This window comes from Streptomyces sp. DF42, assembly GCF_058267695.1.
In genome coordinates this window covers 5,412,589-5,438,028 of record NZ_CM177859.1, presented here as the reverse complement: position 1 = coordinate 5,438,028, position 25,440 = coordinate 5,412,589, and the positions used below count along the sequence as shown (strand labels likewise).

17 protein-coding genes, 1 tRNA gene and 1 pseudogene are annotated in these 25,440 nt (G+C 70.9%); 3 read left to right on the top strand and 16 right to left on the bottom strand.

Features of this window, described 5'->3' with window-relative positions:
- Positions 1–225: 225 nt before the first annotated feature.
- Positions 226–456, bottom strand: coding sequence for a hypothetical protein (locus tag ACYUED_RS24860; RefSeq protein WP_232649448.1), 231 nt, complete (start codon positions 454–456; stop codon positions 226–228).
- Positions 457–550: 94 nt separating this feature from the next.
- Between ACYUED_RS24860 and ACYUED_RS24855 the strand changes: the two genes are divergently transcribed.
- Together ACYUED_RS24855 and ACYUED_RS24850 are read left to right on the top strand one after the other, a co-directional pair.
- The gene (locus ACYUED_RS24855) at positions 551–1,243 is read left to right on the top strand and encodes a transcriptional regulator (protein ID WP_491285166.1); all 693 of its coding nucleotides are present in this window, start codon (positions 551–553) and stop codon (positions 1,241–1,243) included.
- A complete protein-coding gene (locus tag ACYUED_RS24850) occupies positions 1,240–2,844 on the top strand; it encodes a tyrosine-type recombinase/integrase (protein WP_491285165.1) in 1,605 nt (534 codons plus the stop codon). Before ACYUED_RS24855 ends, ACYUED_RS24850 begins: the two co-directional genes overlap by 4 nt.
- A gap of 127 nt (positions 2,845–2,971) precedes the next feature.
- On the opposite strand, the gene ACYUED_RS24845 is transcribed toward ACYUED_RS24850, so the two are convergent.
- The 12 genes from ACYUED_RS24845 to bldG form a co-directional block, all read right to left on the bottom strand.
- Positions 2,972–3,045: transfer RNA gene (locus tag ACYUED_RS24845), tRNA-Thr, on the bottom strand.
- A gap of 118 nt (positions 3,046–3,163) precedes the next feature.
- The gene (locus ACYUED_RS24840; protein WP_491285163.1) at positions 3,164–4,747 is read right to left on the bottom strand and encodes an alpha/beta hydrolase; all 1,584 of its coding nucleotides are present in this window, start codon (positions 4,745–4,747) and stop codon (positions 3,164–3,166) included.
- 127 nt (positions 4,748–4,874) lie between these two features.
- Entirely contained in the window at positions 4,875–6,080 is a 1,206-nt protein-coding gene (locus ACYUED_RS24835) for a DNA polymerase III subunit delta' (RefSeq protein ID WP_491285161.1), read from the bottom strand.
- A 146-nt stretch (positions 6,081–6,226) separates the two neighbouring features.
- Positions 6,227–9,487 carry a dTMP kinase gene (gene tmk / locus ACYUED_RS24830; protein ID WP_491285159.1) on the bottom strand — a complete coding sequence of 1,087 codons (3,261 nt, stop codon included), beginning with the start codon at positions 9,485–9,487 and terminating at the stop codon, positions 6,227–6,229.
- Between the two features lie 177 nt (positions 9,488–9,664).
- Complete coding sequence (gene topA, locus ACYUED_RS24825) at positions 9,665–12,487, bottom strand: type I DNA topoisomerase (RefSeq protein ID WP_491285157.1); 2,823 nt, start codon at positions 12,485–12,487, stop codon at positions 9,665–9,667.
- A gap of 246 nt (positions 12,488–12,733) precedes the next feature.
- Complete coding sequence (locus ACYUED_RS24820) at positions 12,734–12,931, bottom strand: hypothetical protein (protein ID WP_491285155.1); 198 nt, start codon at positions 12,929–12,931, stop codon at positions 12,734–12,736.
- Positions 12,932–13,077: 146 nt separating this feature from the next.
- Entirely contained in the window at positions 13,078–15,627 is a 2,550-nt protein-coding gene (locus ACYUED_RS24815) for a serine/threonine-protein kinase (RefSeq protein WP_491285153.1), read from the bottom strand.
- 274 nt (positions 15,628–15,901) lie between these two features.
- The gene (locus ACYUED_RS24810) at positions 15,902–17,437 is read right to left on the bottom strand and encodes a DUF7059 domain-containing protein (protein ID WP_491285152.1); all 1,536 of its coding nucleotides are present in this window, start codon (positions 17,435–17,437) and stop codon (positions 15,902–15,904) included.
- Positions 17,438–17,480: 43 nt separating this feature from the next.
- Positions 17,481–18,077 carry a small secreted protein gene (locus tag ACYUED_RS24805; protein ID WP_491285150.1) on the bottom strand — a complete coding sequence of 199 codons (597 nt, stop codon included), beginning with the start codon at positions 18,075–18,077 and terminating at the stop codon, positions 17,481–17,483.
- A gap of 192 nt (positions 18,078–18,269) precedes the next feature.
- Positions 18,270–20,675, bottom strand: a complete 2,406-nt coding sequence (locus ACYUED_RS24800) for a sodium-translocating pyrophosphatase (protein ID WP_491285148.1) — start codon at positions 20,673–20,675, stop codon at positions 18,270–18,272.
- Between the two features lie 297 nt (positions 20,676–20,972).
- Complete coding sequence (locus tag ACYUED_RS24795; RefSeq protein WP_266682808.1) at positions 20,973–21,404, bottom strand: ATP-binding protein; 432 nt, start codon at positions 21,402–21,404, stop codon at positions 20,973–20,975.
- Positions 21,405–21,523: 119 nt separating this feature from the next.
- Positions 21,524–21,865, bottom strand: coding sequence for an anti-sigma factor antagonist BldG (bldG, locus tag ACYUED_RS24790; RefSeq protein ID WP_003975386.1), 342 nt, complete (start codon positions 21,863–21,865; stop codon positions 21,524–21,526).
- Between the two features lie 161 nt (positions 21,866–22,026).
- On the opposite strand from bldG, the gene ACYUED_RS24785 reads away from it, so the two are divergent.
- Positions 22,027–24,501: a DEAD/DEAH box helicase gene (locus ACYUED_RS24785; protein WP_491285136.1), complete on the top strand. Its 2,475-nt coding sequence runs from the start codon at positions 22,027–22,029 to the stop codon at positions 24,499–24,501.
- Here the strand turns inward: ACYUED_RS24785 and ACYUED_RS24780 are convergent.
- The 3 genes and pseudogenes from ACYUED_RS24780 to ACYUED_RS24770 all read right to left on the bottom strand — a co-directional run.
- Positions 24,440–24,853, bottom strand: a pseudogene (locus ACYUED_RS24780) (Rv3654c family TadE-like protein); the annotation flags it as partial. The gene ACYUED_RS24785 and the pseudogene ACYUED_RS24780 sit on opposite strands and share 62 nt — an antisense overlap.
- A complete protein-coding gene (locus ACYUED_RS24775) occupies positions 24,850–25,227 on the bottom strand; it encodes a TadE family type IV pilus minor pilin (protein WP_491285131.1) in 378 nt (125 codons plus the stop codon). The pseudogene ACYUED_RS24780 and the gene ACYUED_RS24775, both read right to left, overlap by 4 nt.
- Positions 25,214–25,423: a DUF4244 domain-containing protein gene (locus ACYUED_RS24770; RefSeq protein WP_491285128.1), complete on the bottom strand. Its 210-nt coding sequence runs from the start codon at positions 25,421–25,423 to the stop codon at positions 25,214–25,216. Before ACYUED_RS24770 ends, ACYUED_RS24775 begins: the two co-directional genes overlap by 14 nt.
- Positions 25,424–25,440: the final 17 nt, after the last annotated feature.

Sequence of the window (25,440 nt, the reverse complement as noted above, 5' to 3'; positions counted from 1 at the left end):
GGGCAGCTCCTTATCCGGTGAGTCGGGCATGCAGGCCCGACTCACGCAGGTCGTTCGTTGGAATGCGGGCAGTGGAGTGTGCGGAGCCTCCGGCGTTGGCGCGCCGGGGGCTTTCTCGCTCCCTGGGCCGGGGCGAGGGAACACGGACAGTACGTCCACGCCCCGACACAGTCCAGCGTTTCTGTGTCAGCTCAGCGCAGAAGCGTCTGCTATGGGCTCGGGTCGTCATGCGGCCAGGCCGAGCAGGTTCAACAGGTCGGCGGTCACAACGCGGTACGCCTTGCCCAGCCGCAGGACCTTGCACGGGTACTGGCCCCGCTTGGCCAGCTCGTAACCCTTGCTCCGACCCAACCCCAACGCCCGGTTGCCGGTGTCCAGGTCAACAGCAGCGGGAAGCTCCAGCAGCTCCTCTCGGCTCATACCCTTCGCCCGGCCAGCGGGTTCGTTCTCACGCATACGCGCTCCATCCATGACTGAGCCCTCGGCGAACACGACGATCGCGCTCGTCTCCAGGTCACGGAATCAACGCTAGGCAAGTTAATGTGTCTTCATGACACAACGCCGTTCCGACCATGGATACGAGGAAGACACCGAGGCCAACGACCTCGAATGGGAGGACCACGTCATGGCCACCGTGGCCGGCGAGGTCCGCAGACGACGGAGGGAACTGCGGTGGAGCGCACAGGATCTCGCCGACAGGTGCGAGGAGATCGGCTACCCGATCCCGCGCAACGTGATCGCCAACATGGAGTCCGGCCGCCGCGCTGTCCTCCCCCTGGTCGAGGTCATGGTCCTCGCGAAGGCCCTGCGCATGTCCCCGATCAGCCTGATCTACCCCGTCGGCTACGTCGACGACATCCGCCAACTCCCCTACCAGGACCCGCAACCGGCCTGGGACGCCCTGCAGTGGTTCACCGGCAACTCTCCGGCTGAAGACGCCACCGATCACATGCTCGACCACTTCCTCGCCCACGACCTCGAACTCCGCTCGGCCCTGGCCGCCGTGGAGAGCGAGGACTACGAACGCTGGAAGGTAAAGACCGCCCCCAACCGCGTCCAACGGGAAGCAGCCGAGCGCGCCTTGGCCCGCTACGCCGACCAGGCCGCCAACGCCAAGCACGAACTACGCCGCCACCGCGACGCCATCCGCGAAGCCAGCGGCACCCCACCCCACCTGCCCTCGCCGCTCGCCGACGTCGACCCGCCACCCGATACCGACCCCACCGAGGAGAACGACCTTTGAAGGGTTCCACCCACCGCCGCTGCTACTGCCGCGACCCCCACACCGGTAAGCCGCTCGGTAAGCAGTGCCCGAAGCTCTCCAGCCGCAAGCACGGCTCGTACTCCATACGCCAGGAGCTCCCGCCCCGCGAAGACGGCACCCGCCGCTCCTTCAGCCGCGCCGGCTACGACTCCCTCAAGGCCGCCCAGGCCGACCTCGACCACATACGCGCCCTGCTCGGCCTCGCCGACACCGACGATCCCGAGGGCATGGCGCTGATCGCCGCCATGCTGGAGGAGGTCGGCGACGAGAAGTCGCCGCTGCCGGATGTCGAGGAGACCCGCCGGCGCCTGAAGTCCGGTCAGGACCTGATCGGTCGCCTGACCGTCGGCGAGTGGCTCGACCGTTGGCTCGACGGCAAGCGCATCCGCAAGTCGGGACTCAGCCGCTACGAGACCGATATCCGGTTCCACTTGAAGCCTCGGATCGGCCACCACCGTCTCGATCGGCTGCGCGTGAGCCATCTCAGCGACATGTTCACGGCCATCTCCGACGCCAATGCCGAGATCCTGGAGCAGAACGCCCAGCGCCGTGCCGCGGTCGAGGAGTTGGCCACCGTGCCGTGGAAGGGCCTGGACAACCGCGCCCGCCGCAAGGTGATGAAGACGGCGATCGATGCCATGCCGCCGTTCCGGCGTGTGACCGGTCCGGCTACCCGGCTGCATATCAAGGCCACGCTGCGGTCTGCGTTGAACGACGCGATCGGCCAGCAGATCCTCACCTTCAACCCGGCCGCCCACGTCGAGCTCGACCCCGTGCGCAAGCCGAAGGCTCTGGTGTGGACGGACGCGCGGGTCGCCAGGTGGGAGCAGAGGGGTGAGAAGCCCTCCCCTGTGATGGTCTGGACGCCCGAACAGACCGGCGCGTTCCTCGACTTCCTCGCGGAGGACCGGCTGTACGCGATGTGGCACCTGATCGCCTTCCGCGGTCTGCGGCGGGGCGAGGCATGCGCGCAGCCCTGGTCGGAAACCAACCTCGATGACCACTCCCTGACCGTCTCCGCCCAACTCGTCCAGGACGGGTGGGAGGTCGAGACCTCCGAGCCCAAGACGGACAGTGGCTTCCGCGTGGTCGCCCTCGACGACGACACCGTCAACGTCCTGAAGCGGCACCGCGAACAACAGGACGCGGACCGCGAGGAGTGGGGAACGGCCTGGGTCGAGACCGGCATGGTCTTCACCCAGGAAGACGGCTCCTGGCTCCACCCCGGGAAGGTGACCGACCTCTTCGAGCGGCTCGTCGCCGCCTCCGGACTCCCGCCGATCCGGCTGCACGACCTCCGGCACGGGGCGGCCACGCTCATGCTCGCCGCCGGCATCGACGTGAAGATCGTGTCGGACACCCTCGGGCACAGCGACACCCGCATTACGCGGGACATCTACCAGAGCGTCCTGCCGCAGGTCGGCAAGAACGCGGCCGAGGCCACCGCCAAGCTGGTCCCGCTTCAGCGGAAGACCGAGGCGGAGGAGGCCGCCCGCAAGGCCGCCAAGAAGGCCAAGGACAAGGCGAAAGCCGAGGCCAGTGCCAAGAAGAAGAGCAAGCGGAAGAAGCCCAGGAAGTAGGGCCCGGACCGCTCCGCTCACGCATCGCTCACGCAAGCCATCTCGCGGTACCCCGGCCGTGTGACGCGTCATGCCCCGAGCAGCAGAAAACCCCAGGTCAGCGGCTATCTGTCCTGGGGTTTTTCGGAGCCGCCTTCGGGATTCGAACCCGAGACCTACGCATTACGAGTGCGTTGCTCTGGCCATCTGAGCTAAGGCGGCGAGCCGTCCGCACTATGGTGCGATCAGCGACGTCGGTAAGTCTACACAGTTTCGAGGGGTGCTTCGTACCGGCCCCGGAGCGGGGTGCTCCGAGACCGGACGGGACCCCCCGCACCCCCTATGAGCAGCGCTTTCCCTTGGTCGGAGGCGTCCCGCGGAGCAGGTACGCGTCGATCGTGGAGTCGATGCAGGTGCTGCCGCGGCCGTAGGCGGTGTGGCCGTCGCCCTCGTAGGTGAGGAGGCGGGCGGAGGAGAGCTGACGGGACAGGGACTGGGCCCAGCGGTACGGGGTCGCCGGGTCGCGGGTGGTGCCGACCACGACGATGGGCGCGGCGCCCTCCGCCTCGATGCGGTGCGGTGCGCCCGTGGGCTTCACCGGCCAGTACGCGCAGTTCAGGGAGGCCCACGCGAGGCCCTCACCGAAGACCGGGGATGCCTCCTCGAAGGACGGGAGCGCCTTCTCCACCTGGCCGGGGCCGGAGAAGGCGCCCGGGAGGTCGAGGCAGTTGACGGCGGCGTTGGCGGACATCAGGTTCGAGTAGCGGCCGTCGGCGTCGCGCTCGTAGTAGCTGTCGGAGAGGACGAGCAGGCCGGCGCCGTCGTTCTCCTTCATCGCCGACGTCAGCGCCTCGCGCAGCTGCGCCCACGCGCCCTCGTCGTACATCGCCGCGATCACGCCGGTGGTGGCGAGGGCCTCGCCGAGCTTGCGGCCGTCGGCGTCACCGGTGGGCACGGGGTGCGCGTCCAGCTTCTTGAAGAAGGCGCTGAGGTTTTCGCCGACCTGGGCCGGCGTGGTGCCCTTGCGGCCGAGCGGGCAGTCCGTCTGCTGCACGCAGTCCTTGGCGAAGGACTGGAACGCCGTCTCGAATCCCGCCGTCTGGTCCAGGTTCATGCGGCGCGCGGTCAGCGAGGGGTCCATCGCGCCGTCCAGCACCAGCCGGCCCACCCGGTGGGGGAACAGTCCGGCGTACGTCGCCCCGAGGAACGTCCCGTACGACGCCCCCACATACGTCAGTTTCGAGTCCCCGAGCGCCGCTCGCAGGATGTCCATGTCGCGAGCCGCCTCGACGGTGGAGACATGCCGCAGCAGCTTCGCCGAGTGCTTCCCGCAGCTCTCCGCGAACTTCTCGTACGCGCCGACGAGTTGGCCCGCCTCCTTTCGGTTGTCGGGCGTGGCGTCCGTCTGTGTGTACGTGTCCATCTGCCGGCCGTTGAGACATTCCACGGGCTCGCTGCGGGCGACGCCGCGCGGATCGATCGCGACCATGTCGTAACGGGCGCGGACCTTCGCCGGGTAGCTGACAGCGGCGTACTGCTGCAGGTACCCGATCGCCGAGCCTCCCGGCCCGCCCGGGTTCACCAGCAGCGAACCGAGCGGCTTGCCCTTGCCCGTCGCCTTCTTGCGGGCGACGGCGAGCCGCATGTCCCCGTCGCCCGGCCTGCCGTAGTCGAGCGGCGCCTTCATCGTGGCGCACTGGAAACCGGGGACTCCGCAGGTGCGCCAGCTCAGCTTCTGCCCGTAGTACGACGAGAGGGTGGACGGCGTCGACTGCGGCAGGGCGGCCAGGGCGGCGTCCGCCGCGTTGCCGCTGGTGCTCGCCGTGCCTCCGGAGGAACAGGCGGAGACGAGCAGCGCGGCCGCGGCGAGGAGGGTGGCGGCGGTTCGGGGCCGGCAGGGACGGGAGCTGCGCCAGATGTACATCTCGCGAGCGTAACTCTCCGCAGTCATGTGAATGCCTTCCGTGCCCACCGTGGCCCGTACGAATGACACCGTCAACTTCCCGTTGATCACTGGACAGAGCTGGACGGAGCGGGGCCCCGTGCGCCCGTCAGCCCGCTCTCAGGGCCATGGCCATCGCCTCCACCGCGAGCAGCGGGGAGACATTGCGGTCGAGGGCGTCGCTGCAGGCGGCGATCGCCTCGATGCGGCGGAGGGTGGACTCGGGAGAGGTCTCGCGGGCGAGGCGCTCCAGGGCGTCCTCGGCGTCCACGTTGGCGATCGCTACCCGGGAGCCGAGCTGGAGGGCGAGGATGTCACGGTAGAAACCGGTGAGGTCGGTCAGGGCGAGATCGAGGCTGTCGCGCTGCGTACGCGTTCTGCGGCGCTTCTGCTTGTCCTCCAGGTCCTTCATCACGCCCGCCGTACCGCGCGGCATCCGGCCGCCCTGGGACGCACCCATGGCCGCCTTCAGCTCCTCGGTCTCCTTGCCGTCCCGTTCCTCGGCGAGTTGCTTGGCGTCCTCGGCGGCCGCGTCGACGAGTTCCTGGGCGGCCCTGAGCGCGCCGCCGATCTCCGCGACCCGCAGCGGCAGCTTCAGCACGGCGGCGCGGCGCTCGCGGGCGGCCGGGTCGGTGGCCAGGCGGCGGGCCCGGTCTACGTGCCCCTGCGTGGCGCGCGCAGCCATGGCGGCGACGGGCGGTTCGATGCCCTCCCGCCGTACGAGCATGTCGGCGACGGCATCCACCGAGGGCGTCAGCAGGCTGAGGTGGCGGCAGCGGGAGCGGATGGTGGGCAGCACGTCCTCGACGGAGGGCGCGCAGAGCATCCAGACCGTGCGCGGCGCGGGCTCCTCGACTGCCTTCAGCACGGCGTTGGCCGATTTCTCGTTCAGCCGCTCGGCGTCCTCGACGAGGATGACCTGCCAGCGGCCGTTCGCCGGTGACGTGAACGACTTGCGGACGGTGTCACGCATGTCGTCGGCGAGGATCTGTGCGCCGACGGCGGCGACGGTGGTGACGTCCGCGTGCGTGCCCACGAGGGCGGTGTGGCAGCCGTCGCAGAACCCGCAGCCGGGGGTCCCGCCGAGCGCGCGGTCGGGGCTGACGCACTGCAGCGCGGCGGCGAACGCCCGCGCCGTCCGGGTCCGCCCGGCGCCCGGCGGCCCCGTGAACAACCACGCGTGCGTCATTTTCGACGCCTCGGGCGGCGGCGCGCCGGTGGCGGCCGCGGTGACCAGCGCGTCGGCGTCCCGGGCAGCGGCGTTGAGCTGCTCGGCCACCTTCTCCTGGCCGACGAGGTCGTCCCAGACGGTCATGAACTCACCCCGCCCCTTCGTCATGTCTCACGTTGCGGGATCCATTGTGCGGGGTGGCACTGACAACGACGGTCGGGCGACCGGCCTCGGCCTCGGCGCCCTGAGCCCCGGTGCTCTCTGCCCCGAGGCCCTCGGCCCTGGTGGCCTCAGCCGCGACGCCCGCGGCCCCGGCGCCCCCGGCCCGCATCGTCGTCGTCCTCGCGCGGGCCGAGCAGTTCGTCCGCCAGCGTCGGCAGATCGTCCAGCGGAGTTTCCTCGGCCCAGTCGGAGCGCGCCCGTCGCCGGGGCTCTCCCTCGGCACTGACCTGCGGCATCTCGCGCGTACGGTCCTCGCCCCCGTCCGGCCGTGCCGCCTGCTGCTCGTCCCGGAAGAACCCCGGCGGAACCCGATGCGCGGGATCGTCGCCGCGCACGGGAGGCAGCACGGCGGTCTCGTCCGCGGACGCGGAAGGCACCGGTGGCAGCACGGCCGTCTCGTCGGCCGCACCCGGCACGACCGGCGGCAGTACCGCTGTCTCGTCCGCCGCACCCGGCCTCACCGGGGGCAGCACAGCCGTCTCGTCCGCGGCCCCCGCGGGTGCCGGCGGCTGCGGCAGCTGCGCCGTCACCTCGGACTCGGACTCGCCGACCGGACGGTCGCTTCGCGCTCCGCGCTGCCGCTCATCCCGCACCGGGCGCAGTACCGCGGTCTCCTCCACCGGCCCGCCCGAGGCGTTGGTCGGCGTCACCACAGGCGTCGGCACGGTGGACGCCTCCGGCGGAGCCGCGGGCGCCGTCGGCTGCCTGGGCCCCGCGTCCGCGGCGGCCGCGGCCTGCTCGGCGAGCCGCCTGGCCTCCTCGGCCCGCAGCAGCGCCTCCTCGGCCTTGCGCTGCTTCTCCAGGCGCAGTGCCTCGGCCTCGGCATGCAGCCGGGCCTCCTCCTCGGCCTGCTTGCGCCGCCGCTCCTCCTCGACCTTGCGTCGGGCTTCCTCCTCGGCGCGTGCCTTCTCCTCCGCGAGGAGTCGTGCCTGCTCCTCCTCGGCACGGCGGCGCGCTTCCTCGGCCCGCAGCCGGGCCTCCTCCGCCTGCCGCTCGGCCTCGCGCCGCTGCGCTTCCTCCAGCTCGCGCCGCTTGCGCTCCTCCTCCTCGGCGCGCAGCCGCTCGAGCTGTTCCTGGCGCTCGCGCTCCAGACGCTCTTCCTCGGCCTTCCGCGCGGCCTCTTCCTCTGCCTTGCGCCGGGCCTCCTCCTCGGCCTTCTTCCGCGCCTCCTCCTGGGCCTTCACCTCGGCCTCGGACAGCGGCAGCATCTGGTCGAGCCGGTGCCGTACGACGGTGGTGACGGCCTCGGCCTCCTGGCCGGCGTCCACGACGAGGTACCGCCCGGGGTCGGCCGCGGCCAGCGTGAGGAAACCGGACCGCACGCGCGCGTGGAACTCGGCCGGCTCCGACTCCAGCCGGTCCGGCGCCTCCGTGAACCGCTCGCGCGCGATCTCCGGCGACACGTCGAGCAGCACGGTCAGATGTGGTACGAGGCCGTTCGTCGCCCAACGGTTGATGCGGGCGATCTCGGTCGGGGACAGATCGCGGCCCGCCCCCTGGTAAGCCACCGAGGAGTCGATGTAACGGTCGGAGACGACCACGGCGCCCCGCTCCAGTGCGGGCCTGACCACCGTGTCGACGTGTTCCGCGCGGTCCGCCGCGTACAGCAGCGCCTCCGCGCGGTGGGACAGCCCCGCGCTCGACACGTCCAGCAGGATCGACCGCAGCCGCTTGCCCACCGGCGTCGCGCCCGGCTCGCGCGTCAGCACGACCTCGTGGCCCTTGGCCCGGATCCACTCGGCGAGCGCCTCGGCCTGCGTGGACTTGCCGGCCCCGTCGCCGCCCTCCAGGGCGATGAAGAAACCGGCGGTCGTGGGCGTCTCGACCGGGTCGTCGCCGCCCAGCAGCGCGTCCCGCAGATCGTGCCGCAGCGGCACTCCCGAGCGGTCGTCGACCTTGGCCAGGACCAGCGCGGCCACGGGCAGCAGCAGCGCGCCGACCAGCATCAGCGTGAACGCGGCGCCGCCGTGCGTGAACACGAACTTGCCGTTCTCCAGCCGGTGCGGGCCGATCCCCGCCGCCACCACGGGCGCGATCACCGCGCCGAGCGCGACACAGACCCGTACGACCGCGTGCAGGTGCTCCGTGGTGCGCGCCCGGCGGTAGTCCTCGGCCTCCTGGTCCAGCAGTGTGTGCCCGGTGTTGGCGGCCACGCCCGCACCGATGCCGGCCAGCGCGACGATCAGCAGGACCGTGGTGACGTCCGGGACGAGGCCGGCCGCCAGCAGCGCGACGCCGGTGAAGGCGATCGCCAGCGCGAGCAGCCTGCGGCGCGAGAGGGCGGGCAGCACGGAGGGTGCCGTACGGATGCCGACGACGACTCCGCCCGTCAGCGCGAGGACCAGCAGCCCGAACATCACAGGGCCGCCGCCCAGGTCCTTGGCGTGCAGCACGCAGACGGCGACGGCCGCGGAGATCGCACCCGCGACGGCGGCGCAGGCGAGCACCAGCAGCGGAATGGCCCCCGTACGGCCCTTGTCCACGCCCGTGCCCGTCTTGGGGCGGCGCAGCCCCTCCAGCGGCGAACGCGCGCGCGGGGTGCGCGTGTCGGGCAGCTCCAGGAACGTCACCACGGACAGGGACGCGGCGAACAGTCCGGCCGCCACGTACGAGGCGAGCGCCGCCTGGTGCTGCCCGAACCAGTCGATCCCGGCGCCCAACAGGTTGTTGAGCAGCCCCGCGACGACAAGGGTGGCCGCCGCGAGAGGGACCGCCACGAAGGACGTGCGCAGCGACAGGCGGCGCAGGGCGTCCATGTGGTCCGGCAGCGGCCGCACCGTCGCGCCCTCCAGGGGCGGCGCGGGCAGCAGCGCGGGCGCCGCGCTCTCGCGGCACACCGTCCAGAAGCGCTCGGCGACTCCGGTCACGAAGGCGGTCACCAGGAGGACGGCCAGCGCGTCGTCGGGCGTCCAGTCGATCCACAGGGGGGCGACGATCAGCGCGAGGACCCTCACGGCGTCGGCGCCGACCATGGTCCAGCGGCGGTCGAGCGGCCCCTCCTGCGAGGTGAGCGAGGTCAGGGGGCCGAGCAGGACGGCTCCGAAGAGCAGCGTCGCCAGGATGCGTACCCCGAAAACGGTCGCCACTGCGAACGCCACGCCGCGGTAGCCACCGCCGAACGAGCCCTCGCCGATCGCCGCTTGAAGGGCGAGAAGCACCAGCACAAGAAGGGCGAGGGTGTCGCCGACCGATCCCACGAGCTGTGCGCTCCACAACCGCCTCAGCTGCGGCCGGCGCAGCAGGGCGCGGACTGCCCGCTCGCGGGAGTCAGCGACAAGGGCGTCGTCGGGGGCCGGGTGGTGGGCCGTTGGTTGCTCGGCTCGCGTCATGCTTTCAGCCTATCGGGACCGACTGACAGCCTGCGGCGCGCGTCCGAACGTGCGCGCGCCCCGACACCAAAGCGATATCGGGGCGTTCGTTTTGCGAAGTCTCCGTGACGGAAGACGCCGCCTCGGCTCAGTGGCCTCGGCCCGGTCGTCCGCCCCGGTTCACTTGTCCGTCTCGGCTCACTCGTCCGACGCCGTCTTCGAAGCAGTCGCCTTCTTCGCGGCGGTCTTCTTGGCGGTCGTCTTCTTCGCGGCCGTCGTGGTCTTCTTCGCCGCCGTCTTCTTGGCGGCCGTCGCCTTCTTGGCCGGAGCCTTCTTCGCGGGGGCCTTCTTCGCCGTCTTCTTGGCGGGCGCCTTCGCGCGCTTCTCCGCGAGCAGCTCGAAGCCGCGCTCCGGGGTGATCTCCTCGACGCTGTCGCCGGAGCGCAGGGTCGCGTTGGTCTCCCCGTCGGTGACGTACGGCCCGAAGCGACCGTCCTTGACGACGACCGGCTTCTCGCTGACCGGGTCCACGCCCAGCTCCTTCAGCGGCGGCTTGGCGGCCGCGCGGCCGCGCTGCTTGGGCTGGGAGTAGATCTCCAGGGCCTCTTCGAGGGTGATCGTGAAGAGCTGGTCCTCGGTCTGCAGCGAGCGCGAGTCCGTGCCCTTCTTCAGGTACGGGCCGTAGCGGCCGTTCTGCGCGGTGATCTCCTGGCCCTCGGCGTCTGCGCCGACGACCCGCGGCAGCGACATCAGCTTGAGCGCGTCCTGAAGCGTCACCGTGTCCAGGGACATCGACTTGAACAGCGAAGCCGTACGCGGCTTGACGGCGTTCTTGCCGGTCTTCGGGGTGCCCTCGGGGAGCACCTCGGTGACGTACGGGCCGTAGCGGCCGTCCCGGGCGATGATCTGGTGCCCCGACACCGGGTCGGCACCGAGCTCGAAGTCGCCGCTCGGCTTGGCGAGCAGTTCCTCGGCGAGTTCGACGGTCAGCTCGTCCGGGGCCAGGTCCTCGGGCACGTCCGCCCGCTGGTGGTTCTCGGAGTCCTTCTCGCCGCGCTCGATGTACGGGCCGTAGCGCCCGACCCTGAGCACGATGCCGCTGCCCACCGGGAACGACGACACCTCACGGGCGTCGATCGCGCCCAGGTCGGTCACCAGCTCCTTGAGGCCACCGAGGTGGTCCCCGTCGCCGTTGCCCGCCTCGGCCGCGTTGCCGTTGTTGGTGCCCTCGCCGAAGTAGAACCGCTTCAGCCACGGCACTGCCTGTGCCTCGCCGCGTGCGATGCGGTCGAGGTCGTCCTCCATCTTGGCGGTGAAGTCGTAGTCGACGAGCCGCCCGAAGTGCTTCTCCAGGAGGTTGACCACGGCGAAGGACAGGAAGGACGGGACGAGTGCCGTGCCCTTCTTGAAGACATAGCCGCGGTCGAGGATGGTGCCGATGATCGAGGCGTACGTCGACGGGCGGCCGATCTCGCGCTCTTCGAGCTCCTTGACCAGGCTGGCCTCGGTGTAGCGGGCCGGAGGCTTGGTGGCGTGCCCGTCGACCGTGATCTCCTCGGCCGACAGCGAATCGCCCTCGCCCACCTGGGGCAGCCGGCGCTCGCGGTCGTCCAGCTCGGCGTTCGGGTCGTCGGCACCCTCGACGTACGCCTTCAGGAAGCCGTGGAAGGTAATCGTCTTGCCGGAGGCGCTGAACTCGACGTCGCGGCCGTCGGCGGCTGTGCCACCGATCTTCACCGTGACCGAGTTTCCGGTCGCGTCCTTCATCTGGGAGGCGACGGTCCGCTTCCAGATCAGCTCGTACAGCCTGAACTGGTCGCCGGTCAGACCGGTCTCGGCGGGCGTGCGGAAACGATCACCCGAGGGGCGGATCGCCTCGTGCGCCTCCTGCGCGTTCTTGACCTTCCCGGCGTACGTGCGCGGCTGGGGCGGCAGGTAGTCGGCCCCGTACAGCTGCGTCACCTGGGCGCGGGCGGCGGTCACGGCGGTGTCGCTCAGCGTCGTGGAGTCCGTACGCATGTAGGTGATGTAGCCGTTCTCGTACAGCTTCTGCGCGACCTGCATGGTGGCCTTCGCGCCGAAGCCGAGCTTGCGGCTGGCCTCCTGCTGCAGCGTCGTCGTACGGAACGGGGCGTACGGCGAGCGGCGGTACGGCTTCGACTCGACGGAGCGGACGGAGAACCGCGTCTGCTCCAGGGCGGCGGCCAGTGCGCGGGCGTTCGCCTCGTCGACGTGGAGGGTGTTCGCGCTCTTCAGCTGTCCCAGGGAGTCGAAGTCGCGGCCCTGGGCGACGCGCCTGCCGTCGACGGTCTGCAGGCGGGCGACCAGCGACGACGGGTCCGACGCATCTCCCGCGCGGCCGGTCGCGAAGGTGCCCGTCAGGTCCCAGTACTCGGCGGAACGGAACGCGATGCGCTCGCGCTCCCGCTCGACCACGAGCCGGGTGGCGACGGACTGGACACGGCCGGCCGACAGGCGCGGCATGACCTTCTTCCACAGGACCGGCGAGACCTCGTAGCCGTAGAGGCGGTCGAGGATGCGGCGGGTCTCCTGGGCGTCGACCATGCGCTTGTTGAGGTCGCGCGGGTTGGCGACGGCCTCCCGGATCGCGTCCTTGGTGATCTCGTGGAACACCATGCGCTTGACCGGGACCTTGGGCTTGAGCACCTCCAGGAGGTGCCATGCGATGGCTTCGCCCTCGCGGTCCTCATCGGTGGCGAGGAAGAGCTCGTCGGAGTCCTTCAGCAGATCCTTGAGCTTCTTGACCTGGGCCCGCTTGTCGGCGTTGACCACGTAGATGGGCTGGAAGTCGTGCTCGACGTCCACGCCGAGGCGGCGGACCTCGCCGGTGTACTTCTCGGGCACCTCCGCGGCGCCGTTGGGAAGGTCTCGGATGTGCCCGACGCTCGCCTCGACGATGTATCCGGGGCCGAGGTAGCCCTTGATCGTCTTCGCCTTGGCGGGCGACTCGACGATGACGAGTCGGCGGCCGCCGTGTGCGGTCTCGCTGGTCGGGGACAACTTCGCTCTTCTCTCCGGTCGAGGCTGGGGCCTCCCCAGGATCTTCGTCCCGGGGTCGGGTCATGGTGACGCTGCGGAGTGTGACGGTACATCCCGCCCCCGTGTCAAACGGGAAAAGCCCGCAACGGCCACTCGAACGGTAACCCGACTACCGCCATTCCTGCCGCCCGGAGTGCCCACCGGCCTTTTCGAACCTGTCCGGAGGATCACCTCTCAATTAACCGAGCCGCAGCTCCGGGGCCGCTTTCAGACCCTTGTGAAGCACCAGGTTCCGAGGCCGAGCGCGATCACCGAGGCAAGGCTCGCGAGGGTCGCCGATGCGACGGGGTTCACACCGAGGGCGACGGGCCGGCCGTGCCGTACCCGGGCCACGATCCACACCAGCAGCGCCCCTCCGAACAGGCCGAACACCCCTCCGGCGAAGATCGCCGATCCGCTCTCCATGGCTTGCCGTGCCCCTTTTCTCCCCTTCGCGGGTGCCCAGTCCAGGGAGACTGACACGCGCGGACGGCGCACAGGCGAACCCGGGGTGAACGCGGAGCCGCCAGGCCCGTGGAGTCACCCGTCCCCGGCCCTCACCGCGGCCCGGCTCAGACCGAACCGGGCACGGGTATCTTTCCGGTCGTCTTCTTGTTGTCCGTCCGGCTCACCGTGCACACCGCCTTGCTGAAACCGTGGTCCCAGTCGCTCCGGTCGGCCACCCAGCCGTACACGACGCGCTCGGGCCCCGGCGCCCAGGTCGACTCGAATTTGTTGCCGCACAGCTTGTTCGCGTTGTCGATGCCCTTCTTGTAGCTCATTTTGTCGGGGGCCTGAACGGCCCCTATGACCTGCTCGGTGTGGGGCTTGGCACAGTCGGTGAGCGGCGCCTTGTAACCGTCGTCGACTTCCTTGTAGTCCCAGCAGTCACCGACACTCATCTGACCGACCCACAAATTCGAGCCCTCGTCCCGGAATCGGCCCACCTCGCCGCCTATCGCGGCATGCCGTCCGAGTACGAGACATGCCGTACCGCTGTCGGCCGCGGCGAACCCGTCCTCGGTCGGCAGGACGGCGTAGCCCTCCGCGTCCGGCAGCGCGTCGACGACCGTCTTGGTCTGGTCTCCGCAGCGCTTCGCACCCTGGGCACGCGCGTCGGCGTAGTCGGTGGCCGTGTCGACCGACACGACCTGGCCGTCGGGCCAGTCGTCCGCGCAGTCCACCACGCCCAGATTCGGCGCCGACCTGAACGGCGTCCCCGACCAGACCGCCTTCACACAGTCCCCGGTCTCCAGCGGCCGGCTGAGTCCGACCACGCCGCCGTAGGGCAACGCGGGCCCTGTCGGTGACGGCGGCCGCCGTGACGCGCTCGCCGAGGGCGACTTCCTGGTGGCCGCGCTGTTCTTGCCCCCCTCGTGGCCCCGACCGGTCAGCGAGACGACCCCCCAGGTGCCACCGGCGATGACGAGGAGGGCGCCCACGACCAGCGCGACGATCGCCAGCCGCTTCTTCCCGGCGGACCCCGCCCGCGGCGGAGGAGGCAGCGCCGGACCGCCCGTACCGGGCGCGGTCGGAGCGCTCCAGTAGCCGCCCGGGGTACCGGTGGCGTACATGGGTCCCGCGGCCGGGGGTGCCGCGCCGCCACCCGCATACGGCGGCGGGGTGCCCGGTTCGCCGTACGACGGTGTACCGCCGCCTCCCGCGTACGGGGACTGCGCGCCACCGCCCGCACAGGGCGAGCCCGGTCCTTGCGCGTACGGGTTGGCCGGGTCGGCAGGATGCTGCGGGGTGGGCTGCCGCCACACGTCGTACGGCGGCGCGCCGGGCGCCCCTCCCGGCGTGGCCGGACCGGCGGCGCGGGCTCCCGGGATCTCGGGGCCGCCCGCCGGGGTGTGCGGTGTCTGCCGGGTGTGGGGAGCCGGTGGCGCGCCGGGTGTCTGCGGGGTGCCCGACGCCTGACCGCCGCTCCAGCCGGCGTACGGTGCGCCCGCGACGTATCCGGGAGGGGGTCCACCGACGTACCCGGGAGGCACACCGCCGTCCAACGCGGGCGGCGCGCTCCCGACGTGCCCGGGAGGCGGGCCCTCCGCCACTCGACCACGGGAGACCCCCGCACCACCGGGCGCCAGGCCTGCTCCTCCCGGCGTGCCACCGGCGCCCGCGCCCTCCGGCTGCCCGCCGCGCCCCTCGGCGGACGCCGCCACCGCGCCGAACCCCTCGGGCGGCCCGAAGCCTCCCGGTGGCGAGCCGAAACTCCCCGCCACCGCTCCCCCGCCCCACCCGGCCGGCGAGGCAGCCTGCATCACCCGCTCCAGCCCGCGCACGACCGTCTCCGGTGAGGACCTGCGCACCGGGTCCTTGACCAGCAACCCCTGCAGTACGGGAGCCAGTTCGCCCGCGCGGGCCGCCGGTGCCGGCTCCTCGCCGAGGAGCGCGGTCAAGGTGGCGTAGTCGCCGTGCCGGTCGAAGGGGCCGCGGCCCTCGACGGCGGCGTACAGCGTGGCGCCCAGGGAGAACAGGTCCGCGGCGGGCGTGGGCGGTTCGCCACGGGCGCGCTCGGGGGCGAGATAGCCGGGCGTGCCGAGGATGCCGGCGGTGGCGGTGAGCCGCGGCTCGCGCGACTCCGGCATGAGCGCGATGCCGTAGTCGGTGAGCAGCACGCGCGCGTAGGGGTCGCCCGAAGCATCCGACGCCAGAAGGATGTTGGCCGGTTTCACATCCCTGTGCAGGATGCCGATGCGGTGTCCGGCGGTGAGCGCGTCGAGGACACCGAGCCCGATGCGGGCCACCTGGGCGGGCGGCAGCGGACCCGAACGCCGCACGACCGCCTGGAGGTCGACCGCGTCCGGCACGTACTCGATGACGATCCAGGGCAACCCCTCGTGCACCACCACGTCGTGCACCGTCGCCACATGCGGATGTCCGCGCAGGCGGGCCGCGTGCCGGGCCTCGCTGCGGGCGCGCGCGATGCGCTGGGCGGGCTCACTCGCGTCCATCGGCACGTCCGGAAGCGCGATCTCCTTCATCGCGACCTCGCAGGCCAACTCCTCGTCGTACGCGAGCCATACGCGGCCCATGCCGCCCGCGCCGAGCGTCCGCAGCAGCCGGTACCGCCCGTTGATGACCCTGCCTTCGCCGTGGTCCGGCGTCTCCCCCGTCATCGTGCCTCCCCCGAGACAGCGCGCCTCCCCCGAGGACGCGTGGAACCTGTCTCTCGAAGGTAGCTTCGCACCTGCCACCGACAGGAGCCCTTTTCGGGATCAATTACGCCAGATCAGGCACAGGGGCATCAGGGGCGCGTGCCCCAGCCGTGACGCGCGCCGCCGGGAGCGGACGGGCCCCATCGGAGGTGGACGGGCGCCCACCGGAAGCAGACAGACGCCTACCGGAGGCGGACGCGAGGACGGCGCTCTCGTGCCGCCCGCGTCGGGGCTCTCAGGCCGGCTCGATGAACCCCTGCTCCACCAGCAGCCTGATCTGCGCCGGTGTGCGGTCGCGCAGCAACACCGGGTCTTCGCCCACCAGTTGGGCGATCGCGTCCAGGATGCGGCCCGCGCTCAGCGAACCGTCGCAGACGCCGGCGAAACCCGCGCCGACCGTGTCCACCTTGGTGGCCCGCCGCATGCCGCGGTGCTGGCGCAGCACGACGTGCTCCGGGTCCTCGGCGCCGGGCAGCCCGACCTGCTCCTGGACGACCTCGTCGGCGAGCCTGAAGTGCGCCTCCAGCAGCGCCGCGTCGTCGTGCGTCCGCAGGTAGTCGAGACGGCCGAAGTGCGCCCGCACAGTGTCGCCCAGCGGCTGCTCGACCGGGTGCGGCCACTCCTCCACGGTGATCGAGGGCACCGCGGCACCCGTCCTGCGCAGGGTGATCCAGCCGAACCCGACGGCCCTCACCTTGCGTGCCTCGAACTCGTCCAGCCACGCGTCGTACCGCGCCTGGTACTCGGCCGGGTCCCCGCGGTGGTCGCCGGCGTCCCTGAGCCACAGCTCGGCGTACTGCGTGACGTCCTGCACCTCGCGCTGCACGATCCAGGCGTCGCACCCGCGCGGCACCCACGACCGGAGCCTGTCCTGCCAGTCCTCCCCCTCCACGTGCTGCCAGTTCGCGAGGAACTGCGCGAACCCGCCCTCGTTCAGCAGCTCCCCCGCCCCTTGAACGATCGAGCGGCACAGATCGTCCCCGCCCATCCCGCCGTCGCGGTACGTCAGTCGCGCGCCCGGCGAGATCACGAAGGGCGGGTTCGACACGATCAGGTCGTACTTCTCGTCCTCGCGCACCGGCTCGAAGAGGGAGCCCTCGCGAAGGTCGGCCGCCGGGGCGCCGGACAGGGCCAGCGTCAGCCCGGTGATGTGCAACGCGCGCGGGTTGAGATCCGTCGCCGTCACGCGCGTGGCGTGCTGCGCGGCGTGCAGTGCCTGGATGCCGGAGCCGGTGCCGAGGTCGAGGGCGGCGGAGACGGGCCCGCGGACGGTGATGCCCGCGAGGGTCGTGGACGCGCCACCGACGCCGAGGACCACGCCCTCCTCACGGCTGCCGATCCCGCCGGCCCCGCCGACCGCGCACCCCAGGTCGGACACGATGAACCAGTCCTCGCCGCCGGGCCCGCCGTAGGGCCGTACATCCACGGTCGCGGCGACGTCGCCCTCGGAGGCCCCGCCGGCCCGCACCAGCCAGCCGCTCTCCAGACACGCGTCGACCGGCAGGACGCCCGCCACGCGCGCGTGCGGCACCGGCTGCTGCAACAGGAACAGCCGTACGAGCACCTCCAGCGGCGTGTCTCCGCGGGTCGCCCTGAGCGCGGGCACGGTCTCGCTGCGGGCCAGTGCCGCGTACGCGGGGGCGCCGAGCAGTTCGAGCAGCCCGTCGGCGGTGAAGGACGCCCCGAGCAGGGCGTCCCGCAGCCGGGCGGTGACACCGGTACGGCCGGAGGCGGGAGTGGCGGGCAGGGCAGGCAGGCTGGAGGTACTCACACCCCCATTGTGGCGGGGACGGGGGGTCCGCTGCAGCTCCGGCTCAGCTCGCCGTCGCGCCGGACGACGCCGGGGCGGACGCCGTCTTACAGCTGTCCTGCTTGGCCATCGCCTTGCCGACGTCGCCCTCTTCGAGGTTCTTCAGGGCGTCATTGCCGCTCGTGCTCAGCTTGTCCAGCGAGGTCGCGATGTCCTTGAGGCCGTCGGCGAACTTCGCCTGGTCCTTGGTGTCGAGCTTGTCGACCTGCGTCTTCAGCGAGGCGTACGAGGCGGCGATGTCGTTGAGCTCCTTGACCGCGTCCGTCTTCTTCTTCTCGCCGTTGTCGACATTGGGCGCGCCTGCCCTCTGCACCGCGGCACCGATCGACTTGTAGGCGTCGGACATGTCCTGGAAGGCCTGCGCATCGGTCTTGCGGACCTCTTCCGGCGTGCTGTTGTCCGAGGTCTCCTTCTGGATCGCGGCGTTGGCGGCCTCGATCTTCTTGGCCTGCGGCTGCACCGCGTCGCAGACCTGCTTGGCCCAGGCGTCCAGCTTGTCGTTGCCGTTGTCGCTGCTGCATCCCGACAGCGCCAGTACCAGTACCGCACCGCCGGACAGTGCGGCCGTGAGCTTCTTGTTCACCGGATTGGTCCCTTCCATGGCTCTCGGCCCCGGAACATACACGCCAACCGGGCGACCACCGCATTCGGAAGGTCCGCTAAGAGACCTTTTAGGGCCATTTGCACCAGGCGAGAGAAGCCTCACGATGAGGATGTGACCGCACGACGCGGGCGGGCGACGCGTCAATACGCGCCGCCCGCCCGCCTCTTGAGCCGAGCCTTGTAAGACCGCCTACGAAACCACCGCGGGATCCGCCGACTTGGCCACCCGATCGGCGTTGCCTTCGTCGCCCACGGTGATTCCTCGCCGCTTGGAGACGTACACCGCCCCGGCGATGACGAGCAGCGCGAGGACCGCGATCGTGATCCGCACCCCGAGGTTCTTGTCGTCGCCGTAGCTGAACTTGATGATCGCGGGCGCGATGAGCAGCGACACCAGGTTCATCACCTTCAGCAGTGGGTTGATCGCGGGACCGGCGGTGTCCTTGAAGGGGTCACCGACCGTGTCGCCGATCACCGTGGCGGCGTGGGCCTCACTGCCCTTGCCTCCGTGATGACCGTCCTCGACCAGCTTCTTCGCGTTGTCCCAGGCACCACCGGAGTTGGCGAGGAACACCGCCATCAGCGTGCCCGTGCCGATCGCGCCGGCCAGGAACGCGCCGAGTGCGCCGACACCGAGCGTGAACCCGATGGCGATGGGCGCCATGACCGCCAGCAGACCCGGCGTCGTGAGCTCCCGCAGCGCGTCCTTGGTACAGATGTCGACGACGCGCCCGTACTCGGGTTTCTCGGTGTAGTTCATGATCCCGGGGTGCTCGCGGAACTGCCGCCGCACCTCGTAGACCACGGCACCCGCCGACCGCGACACCGCGTTGATCGCCAGCCCCGAGAAGAGGAAGACGACCGCCGCGCCCGCGATGAGGCCGACGAGGTTGTTGGGCTGCGAGATGTCCATCATCAGGTTCATCGGCGCGCCCGCTCCGGAGAGCTTCTCGCCGACGTCCTGCGCACCGGTCGTGATCGCGTCGCGGTACGACCCGAAGAGCGCCGACGCCGCGAGGACGGCGGTGGCGATGGCGATGCCCTTCGTGATCGCCTTGGTGGTGTTGCCGACCGCGTCCAGGTTGGTGAGCACCTGCGCGCCCGCCCCCTCGACGTCGCCGGACATCTCGGCGATGCCCTGCGCGTTGTCGGAGACCGGCCCGAAGGTGTCCATCGCGACGATCACGCCGACCGTGGTGAGCAGGCCGGTGCCGGCCAGCGCCACCGCGAACAGCGCGAGCATGATCGACGTGCCGCCGAGCAGGAACGCCCCGTAGACACCGAGGCCGATCAGCAGCGCGGTGTAGACCGCGGACTCCAGACCGACCGAGATACCGGCGAGGACGACGGTGGCCGGGCCGGTCAGCGAGGTCTTGCCGATGTCCATGACGGGACGCCGGTTGGTCTCGGTGAAGTAGCCGGTCAGCTGCTGGATGACGGCGGCCAGCAGGATGCCGATCGCCACCGCGACGACCGCGAGAATCCGCGGGTCGCCGTCCTTGGCCTTGATGGCGGCATCGGTGACGCCGTCGAGGTCCGAGTACTTCGCGGGCAGATAGATGAAGACGGCCGCCGCGACCAGCACGAGCGAGATCACCGCGGAGATGAAGAATCCACGGTTGATCGCGGACATGCCACTGCGGTCGGACCGCCGCGGAGCGACCGCGAAGATGCCGACCATGGCGGTGAGCACGCCGATCGCGGGCACGAGCAGCGGGAAGGCCAGTCCGGCGTCGCCGAAGGCCGCCTTGCCGAGGATCAGCGCGGCGACCAGGGTCACGGCGTACGACTCGAAGAGGTCGGCCGCCATGCCCGCGCAGTCGCCGACGTTGTCGCCCACGTTGTCGGCGATGGTCGCGGCATTGCGCGGGTCGTCCTCCGGAATGCCCTGCTCGACCTTGCCGACCAGGTCGGCGCCGACGTCGGCGGCCTTGGTGAAGATTCCGCCGCCGACACGCATGAACATCGCGATCAGGGCGGCCCCGAGGCCGAAGCCTTCGAGCACTTTCGGTGCGTCGGCCGCGTACACCAGCACCACACAGGAGGCGCCCAGCAGACCGAGCCCCACCGTGAACATGCCGACGACGCCGCCCGTGCGGAAAGCGATCTTCATGGCTTTGTGCGAAACGGCGGTGAGATCCTTTTCAGGCTCACCCTCCGAGGGAGTCGCTTCCCGGGCCGCCGCGGCGACACGGACATTACTGCGCACGGCGAGCCACATGCCGATATAGCCGGTGGCCGCCGAGAACGCCGCACCGATCAAAAAGAAGATCGATCGTCCGGCACGCTGATTCCAGTCGTCCGCGGGCAGCAGCATGAGCAGGAAGAACACGACCACTGCGAACACGCCGAGCGTGCGCAGCTGCCGGGCCAGATAGGCGTTCGCACCTTCCTGGACCGCTGCCGCGATCTCCTTCATGCTGTCGGTGCCCTCGCCCGCCGCGAGCACCTGGCGCACCAGGATGCCTGCGACCACGAGCGCGGCCAGTGCGACGACCCCGATGACCATCACGATGATCCGGTTGTCGTCCGTGAGTACTGCCGCTGCGAGGGTTGTGGGGTGATCCAACTGATGAGGGGTAGAAAGCCCCGCCATTCGTCCTCCTTGACGCTTGGGCTGAGCTCAAGATGTGGACGGATTCTAGGTACCCCGCACCTGATCAAAACAGAGCACGGTAAACGGAATTAGCCTTCACATGCTCTTCAGCAAATGATCGACGTCACGCCACAGAACCCGAAGGAGGTAACGCCTCAAAGGCATTGACGCTGTATTGATGCTTGATCAAATTATGAAGCATTGATCGTGAATTCATTCACGAATTCGCGGGAACGTCCGGAAAAACACCAAGGGGCCCTGCTCAGCAGGGCCCCGGGATGTCGTACGAGGGTGCGGTCAGGTGAGCACCGCGGTGGGTGGCGTGGTCGGCCAGGTCATACGGATCTGCCCGCCGTGCTCCCCTGCGGTGACCTCGACGTCGTCGACGAGCCCACTGATGACGGCGAGGCCCATCTCGTCCTCCTCGGTCTCGATGTCCTCGCCCGCCGAGCCCGGCGCCCTGTCTCCGGGAGCCGAACGGGGTGCCTCGTCACCGACCTCGATGGAGAACTGCTTCTCCTCCTCGACCAGCTGCACCTTCACCGGCGCCGTGATGCCGGCGCTCTGGTGCAGTCCGACGGCACGGGTACAGGCCTCGCCGACGGCGAGCCTCACCTCGTCGAGAACGGCCTCGTCCACTCCGGCCCTGCGCGCCACCGCCGCCGCCACCAGCCGGGCGGTCCTGACGTGCTCGGGCAGCGCGCTGAAGCGGAGTTCAACGGTGGCCATGCATCCCCCTCTGAACTACGGGCGTGCTGTCGGGGGACCGGGCCGCCGAAAGCCCCGGACCCCCACATGGAACTTCTTCCGTCCCGGGAGCGGTCATGTCCCGCTCCCCGGGGCGGTGATCAGTCGGTGGCCGCCACCGCTTCCTCGACCGAGGTGTGGATCGGGAACACCTTGGTGAGGCCGGTGATACGGAAGATCTTCAGAATGCGCTCCTGGTTGCAGACCAGGCGCAGCGAGCCCTCATGGGCACGCACCCGCTTCAGGCCGCCGACCAGCACGCCGAGCCCGGTGGAGTCGAGGAAGTCCACGCCCTCCATGTCGACGACGAGGTGGAAACTCCCGTCGTTCACCAGCTCGACCAACTGCTCGCGCAGCTTGGGCGCGGTATATACGTCGATTTCTCCACCGACCTCGACGACCGTACGATCGCCGACGGTACGGGTCGACAGGGACAGGTCCACGGATCCTCCAGCACCTTGCTAATCGAGCGGTCGTCCCTCGGGACACCTCGGCAGAGCCCCCGGAACGGTTCGCCAGCCGCGATGGCATTCAATCACTTACGGCAGGCGTGCACGACGCCTTGGTCCCATTGTCCGTCACGCCAGTGACACACTCGGTGCCGATGGCCAAGAATCACCGAACCGATCGATCCCCGGCGGGCCCTGCTTCCCGGCCCGAACCGGGCACGATCCTGGGCCGGCTCGCCTCCGGGCCGAGCCGGGCTTCGCGCATCACTCATACGGAGCACTTGCCCCCGCGTGAGGGTCGCCATGCCGTGTGGCCTGACCGGATTCGTTCGGAAGTCGTCGCCGCGGTGCAGGCCGCGGGTGTCGAGCATCCCTGGACCCACCAGGCGCGCGCCGCGGAGCACGCCCTGGACGGCGAATCGGTGATCGTCGCCACGGGCACGGCATCCGGCAAGTCCCTGGCCTACCTGGTTCCGGTCTTCTCGAAGCTCCTGGACGGCTCCGAGGCCCCGAACGGCCGCGGCGCCACCGCTCTCTACCTGGCGCCCACGAAAGCTCTTGCGGCCGATCAGTGCCGTTCTGTGAAGGAACTTTCACAATCTCTGGGAAATGCCGTCCGCCCTGCGGTGTACGACGGGGACACTCCGTTCGAGGAGCGCGAGTGGATCCGCCAGTACGCCAACTACGTCCTGACCAACCCGGACATGCTGCACCGCGGCATACTCCCGTCCCACTCCCGCTGGTCCTCCTTCCTGAAGTCGCTGAAGTACGTCGTCATCGACGAGTGCCACACCTACCGCGGCGTCTTCGGCTCCCATGTCGCCCAGGTGCTGCGCCGTCTGCGCCGCCTGTGCGCGCGCTACGGCGCCTCCCCGGTCTTCCTGCTGGCCTCGGCCACCGCCGCCGAGCCCTCGGTCGCCGCCCGTCGCCTGACCGGCCTCCCGGTGGTCGAGGTCGCCGACGACGCCTCCCCGCGCGGTGAACTGGTCTTCGCCCTCTGGGAGCCCCCGCTCACCGAGCTGCAGGGCGAGAAGGGCGCTCCCGTCCGACGTACCGCCACCGCCGAGACGGCCGACCTGCTGACCGACCTCACCGTGCAGGGAGTCCGGTCGGTCGCCTTCGTGCGCTCCCGGCGTGGCGCCGAGCTGATCTCGGTGATCGCCCAGGAGCGCCTCGCCGAGGTCGACCGCTCCCTCGCCCGGCGCGTCGCCGCCTACCGCGGCGGCTACCTTCCCGAGGAGCGCCGCGCCCTCGAACAGGCCCTGCACTCCGGGGAACTCCTCGGGCTCGCCGCGACCACCGCCCTCGAACTCGGCATCGACATCTCCGGGTTGGACGCCGTGGTGATCGCCGGGTATCCGGGCACACGTGCGTCCCTGTGGCAGCAGGCGGGCCGCGCCGGACGCTCCGGGCAGGGCGCGCTGGCCGTCCTGGTCGCCCGTGACGACCCCCTGGACACCTTCCTGGTCCACCACCCCGAGGCCCTGTTCGACCAACCCGTGGAGTCCACGGTCCTCGACCCCGACAACCCGTACGTCCTGGCCCCGCACCTGTGCGCGGCCGCCGCGGAACTGCCCTTGACGGACGAGGACCTGGACCTGTTCGGCCCCGCCTGTGAGGAGCTGCTCCCCCAGCTGGAGGCCGCGAAGCTGCTGCGCCGCCGGACGAAGGCCTGGCACTGGACGCGCCGGGAGCGGGCCGCCGACCTGACCGACATCCGCGGCGGGGGCGGCCGGCCGGTGCAGATCGTCGAGTCCGGCACGGGCCGCCTGCTCGGCACGGTCGACGCGGGCGCCGCGCACACGACCGTCCACGAGGGCGCGGTCCACCTCCACCAGGGCCGTACGTACGTCGTGCGCTCCCTGGACCTGGAGGACTCGGTGGCCCTGGTCGAGCAGGCGAACCCCTCGTACTCGACGGTCGCCCGCGACACGACGTCCATCTCCGTCCTGGAGACCGACACCGAGATCCCCTGGGGCGACGGCCGCCTGTGCTACGGCTCCGTCGAGGTCACCAACCAGGTGGTCTCCTTTCTGCGTCGTCGGCTCATCACGGGTGAAGTTCTCGGCGAGACAAAGCTCGACCTCCCTCCTCGTACGCTGCGCACCCGCGCGGTGTGGTGGACGGTCACCGAGGACCAGCTGGACGAGGCCCGGATCAATCCGGAGATCCTCGGCGGTGCCCTGCACGCCGCCGAGCACGCCTCGATCGGCATGCTGCCCCTCTTCGCGACCTGCGACCGCTGGGACATCGGCGGGGTGTCGGTCCCGCTGCACCCCGACACCCTCCTGCCGACGGTCTTCGTCTACGACGGCCACCCGGGCGGCGCGGGATTCGCCGAGCGCGCCTTCCACACCGCCCGCGCCTGGCTCACCGCCACCCGCCAGGCCATCGCCTCCTGCGAGTGCGAGGCCGGCTGCCCGTCCTGCATCCAGTCCCCCAAGTGCGGCAACGGCAACGATCCGCTGCACAAGAGAGGCGCGGTGCGACTGCTCACGGTGCTGCTGCGGGGTGCCCCGGAGGAGAAGGCAGGGGCAGAGCCTGTGGCGGGGACTCCGGAGGAACAGACCCGGGTGGAGCCTGTGGCGGAGGTACCGGCTCCGGCCCCGCAGGCCCCGCCCGTGCCCTGACCTCCGCCGCGAACGGGCCCCGTCCCGACGCCGCCGTCACGTCCGAGATCTCGCCGACGACCGCGCACCGCACCAGCCGCGCGCTCTGTGCCCGGGCGACCCGGTCGGCCCGGGCACAGGCACCCGCAGCCCCGTCCGCCCAGTGATCGGCCGCGGCCAGCGCCGCGAGGTCCGCACCGCCGGCCGCACGGTGCCGGACCACGACGGCCTGCCCCAGGGCGAGCACGACGCCGAACACCACGCACAGCACGGCGATCGCACCGACGCTCCAGACGGTGGCGGAACCACGGTCACCGTCCCTGCCGGGAGCCCACCGGCGCCCCGAGAACCCGGCTGTGGACCCGGCTGTCACGGCCCCGCCCCCACTGTCTCCTCTGTGGCAGCCACGGCCTGCTCCCGTACTTCGAAGGGCAGGCCGTGAAGGGCAGGGGGCTTCGCCGCAACGACCACTCGGACCTGGTCCCCCTCCCGGTCGACCGTGACTTCCGCACCGCGCGGGGCAGCCTCGCGGGTCACCGCGACCACCGAGTCGGCCGGGTCCTGGCGGGCCGCCGCACGCGCACCCGTCCGCGCCGCGTCCACGCACTGGATCTCCGCGGCCACGGCCAGCAGCCCCCACACCAGCGCCATCGCGAACATCACCAGCACCGGCAGCACCACGGCCGACTCCGCCGTGACGAACCCCCTGTCCGCGCCCTTCTCGCATCCGCTCTCACATCCGCGCATCGAGCGCCTGCTTCACGATGCCCTGCAGCTCCGCGCTGACCTGCCCGCTCGTCACCACCTTGTAGAGGACCACCGCGAACGCCACCGCCGCCACGATCCCCATCGCGTACTCCGAGGTGACCATCCCCGCGTCCCTCTGCGCCGCGCGCGCCCCGCACACCAGGGCACGCAGCCGCGCCCGTACCGCCTTGCACATCTCAACCCCCGTAAGGC

What these genes read in the sequence shown, in the direction of transcription:
- ACYUED_RS24820 (WP_491285155.1), bottom strand. Translation starts at nt 12,931, where the DNA reads ATGGAGAGCGGATCGGCGATCTTCGCCGGAGGGGTGTTCGGCCTGTTC.
- tmk (WP_491285159.1), bottom strand. Translation starts at nt 9,487, where the DNA reads ATGACGCGAGCCGAGCAACCAACGGCCCACCACCCGGCCCCCGACGAC.
- ACYUED_RS24800 (WP_491285148.1), bottom strand. Translation starts at nt 20,675, where the DNA reads ATGGCGGGGCTTTCTACCCCTCATCAGTTGGATCACCCCACAACCCTC.
- ACYUED_RS24795 (WP_266682808.1), bottom strand. Translation starts at nt 21,404, where the DNA reads ATGGCCACCGTTGAACTCCGCTTCAGCGCGCTGCCCGAGCACGTCAGG.
- ACYUED_RS24815 (WP_491285153.1), bottom strand. Translation starts at nt 15,627, where the DNA reads ATGACGGGGGAGACGCCGGACCACGGCGAAGGCAGGGTCATCAACGGG.
- ACYUED_RS24860 (WP_232649448.1), bottom strand. Translation starts at nt 456, where the DNA reads ATGCGTGAGAACGAACCCGCTGGCCGGGCGAAGGGTATGAGCCGAGAG.
- ACYUED_RS24785 (WP_491285136.1), top strand. Translation starts at nt 22,027, where the DNA reads ATGGCCAAGAATCACCGAACCGATCGATCCCCGGCGGGCCCTGCTTCC.
- ACYUED_RS24805 (WP_491285150.1), bottom strand. Translation starts at nt 18,077, where the DNA reads ATGGAAGGGACCAATCCGGTGAACAAGAAGCTCACGGCCGCACTGTCC.
- ACYUED_RS24855 (WP_491285166.1), top strand. Translation starts at nt 551, where the DNA reads ATGACACAACGCCGTTCCGACCATGGATACGAGGAAGACACCGAGGCC.
- ACYUED_RS24840 (WP_491285163.1), bottom strand. Translation starts at nt 4,747, where the DNA reads ATGTACATCTGGCGCAGCTCCCGTCCCTGCCGGCCCCGAACCGCCGCC.
- ACYUED_RS24770 (WP_491285128.1), bottom strand. Translation starts at nt 25,423, where the DNA reads ATGTGCAAGGCGGTACGGGCGCGGCTGCGTGCCCTGGTGTGCGGGGCG.
- ACYUED_RS24835 (WP_491285161.1), bottom strand. Translation starts at nt 6,080, where the DNA reads ATGACCGTCTGGGACGACCTCGTCGGCCAGGAGAAGGTGGCCGAGCAG.
- ACYUED_RS24775 (WP_491285131.1), bottom strand. Translation starts at nt 25,227, where the DNA reads ATGCGCGGATGTGAGAGCGGATGCGAGAAGGGCGCGGACAGGGGGTTC.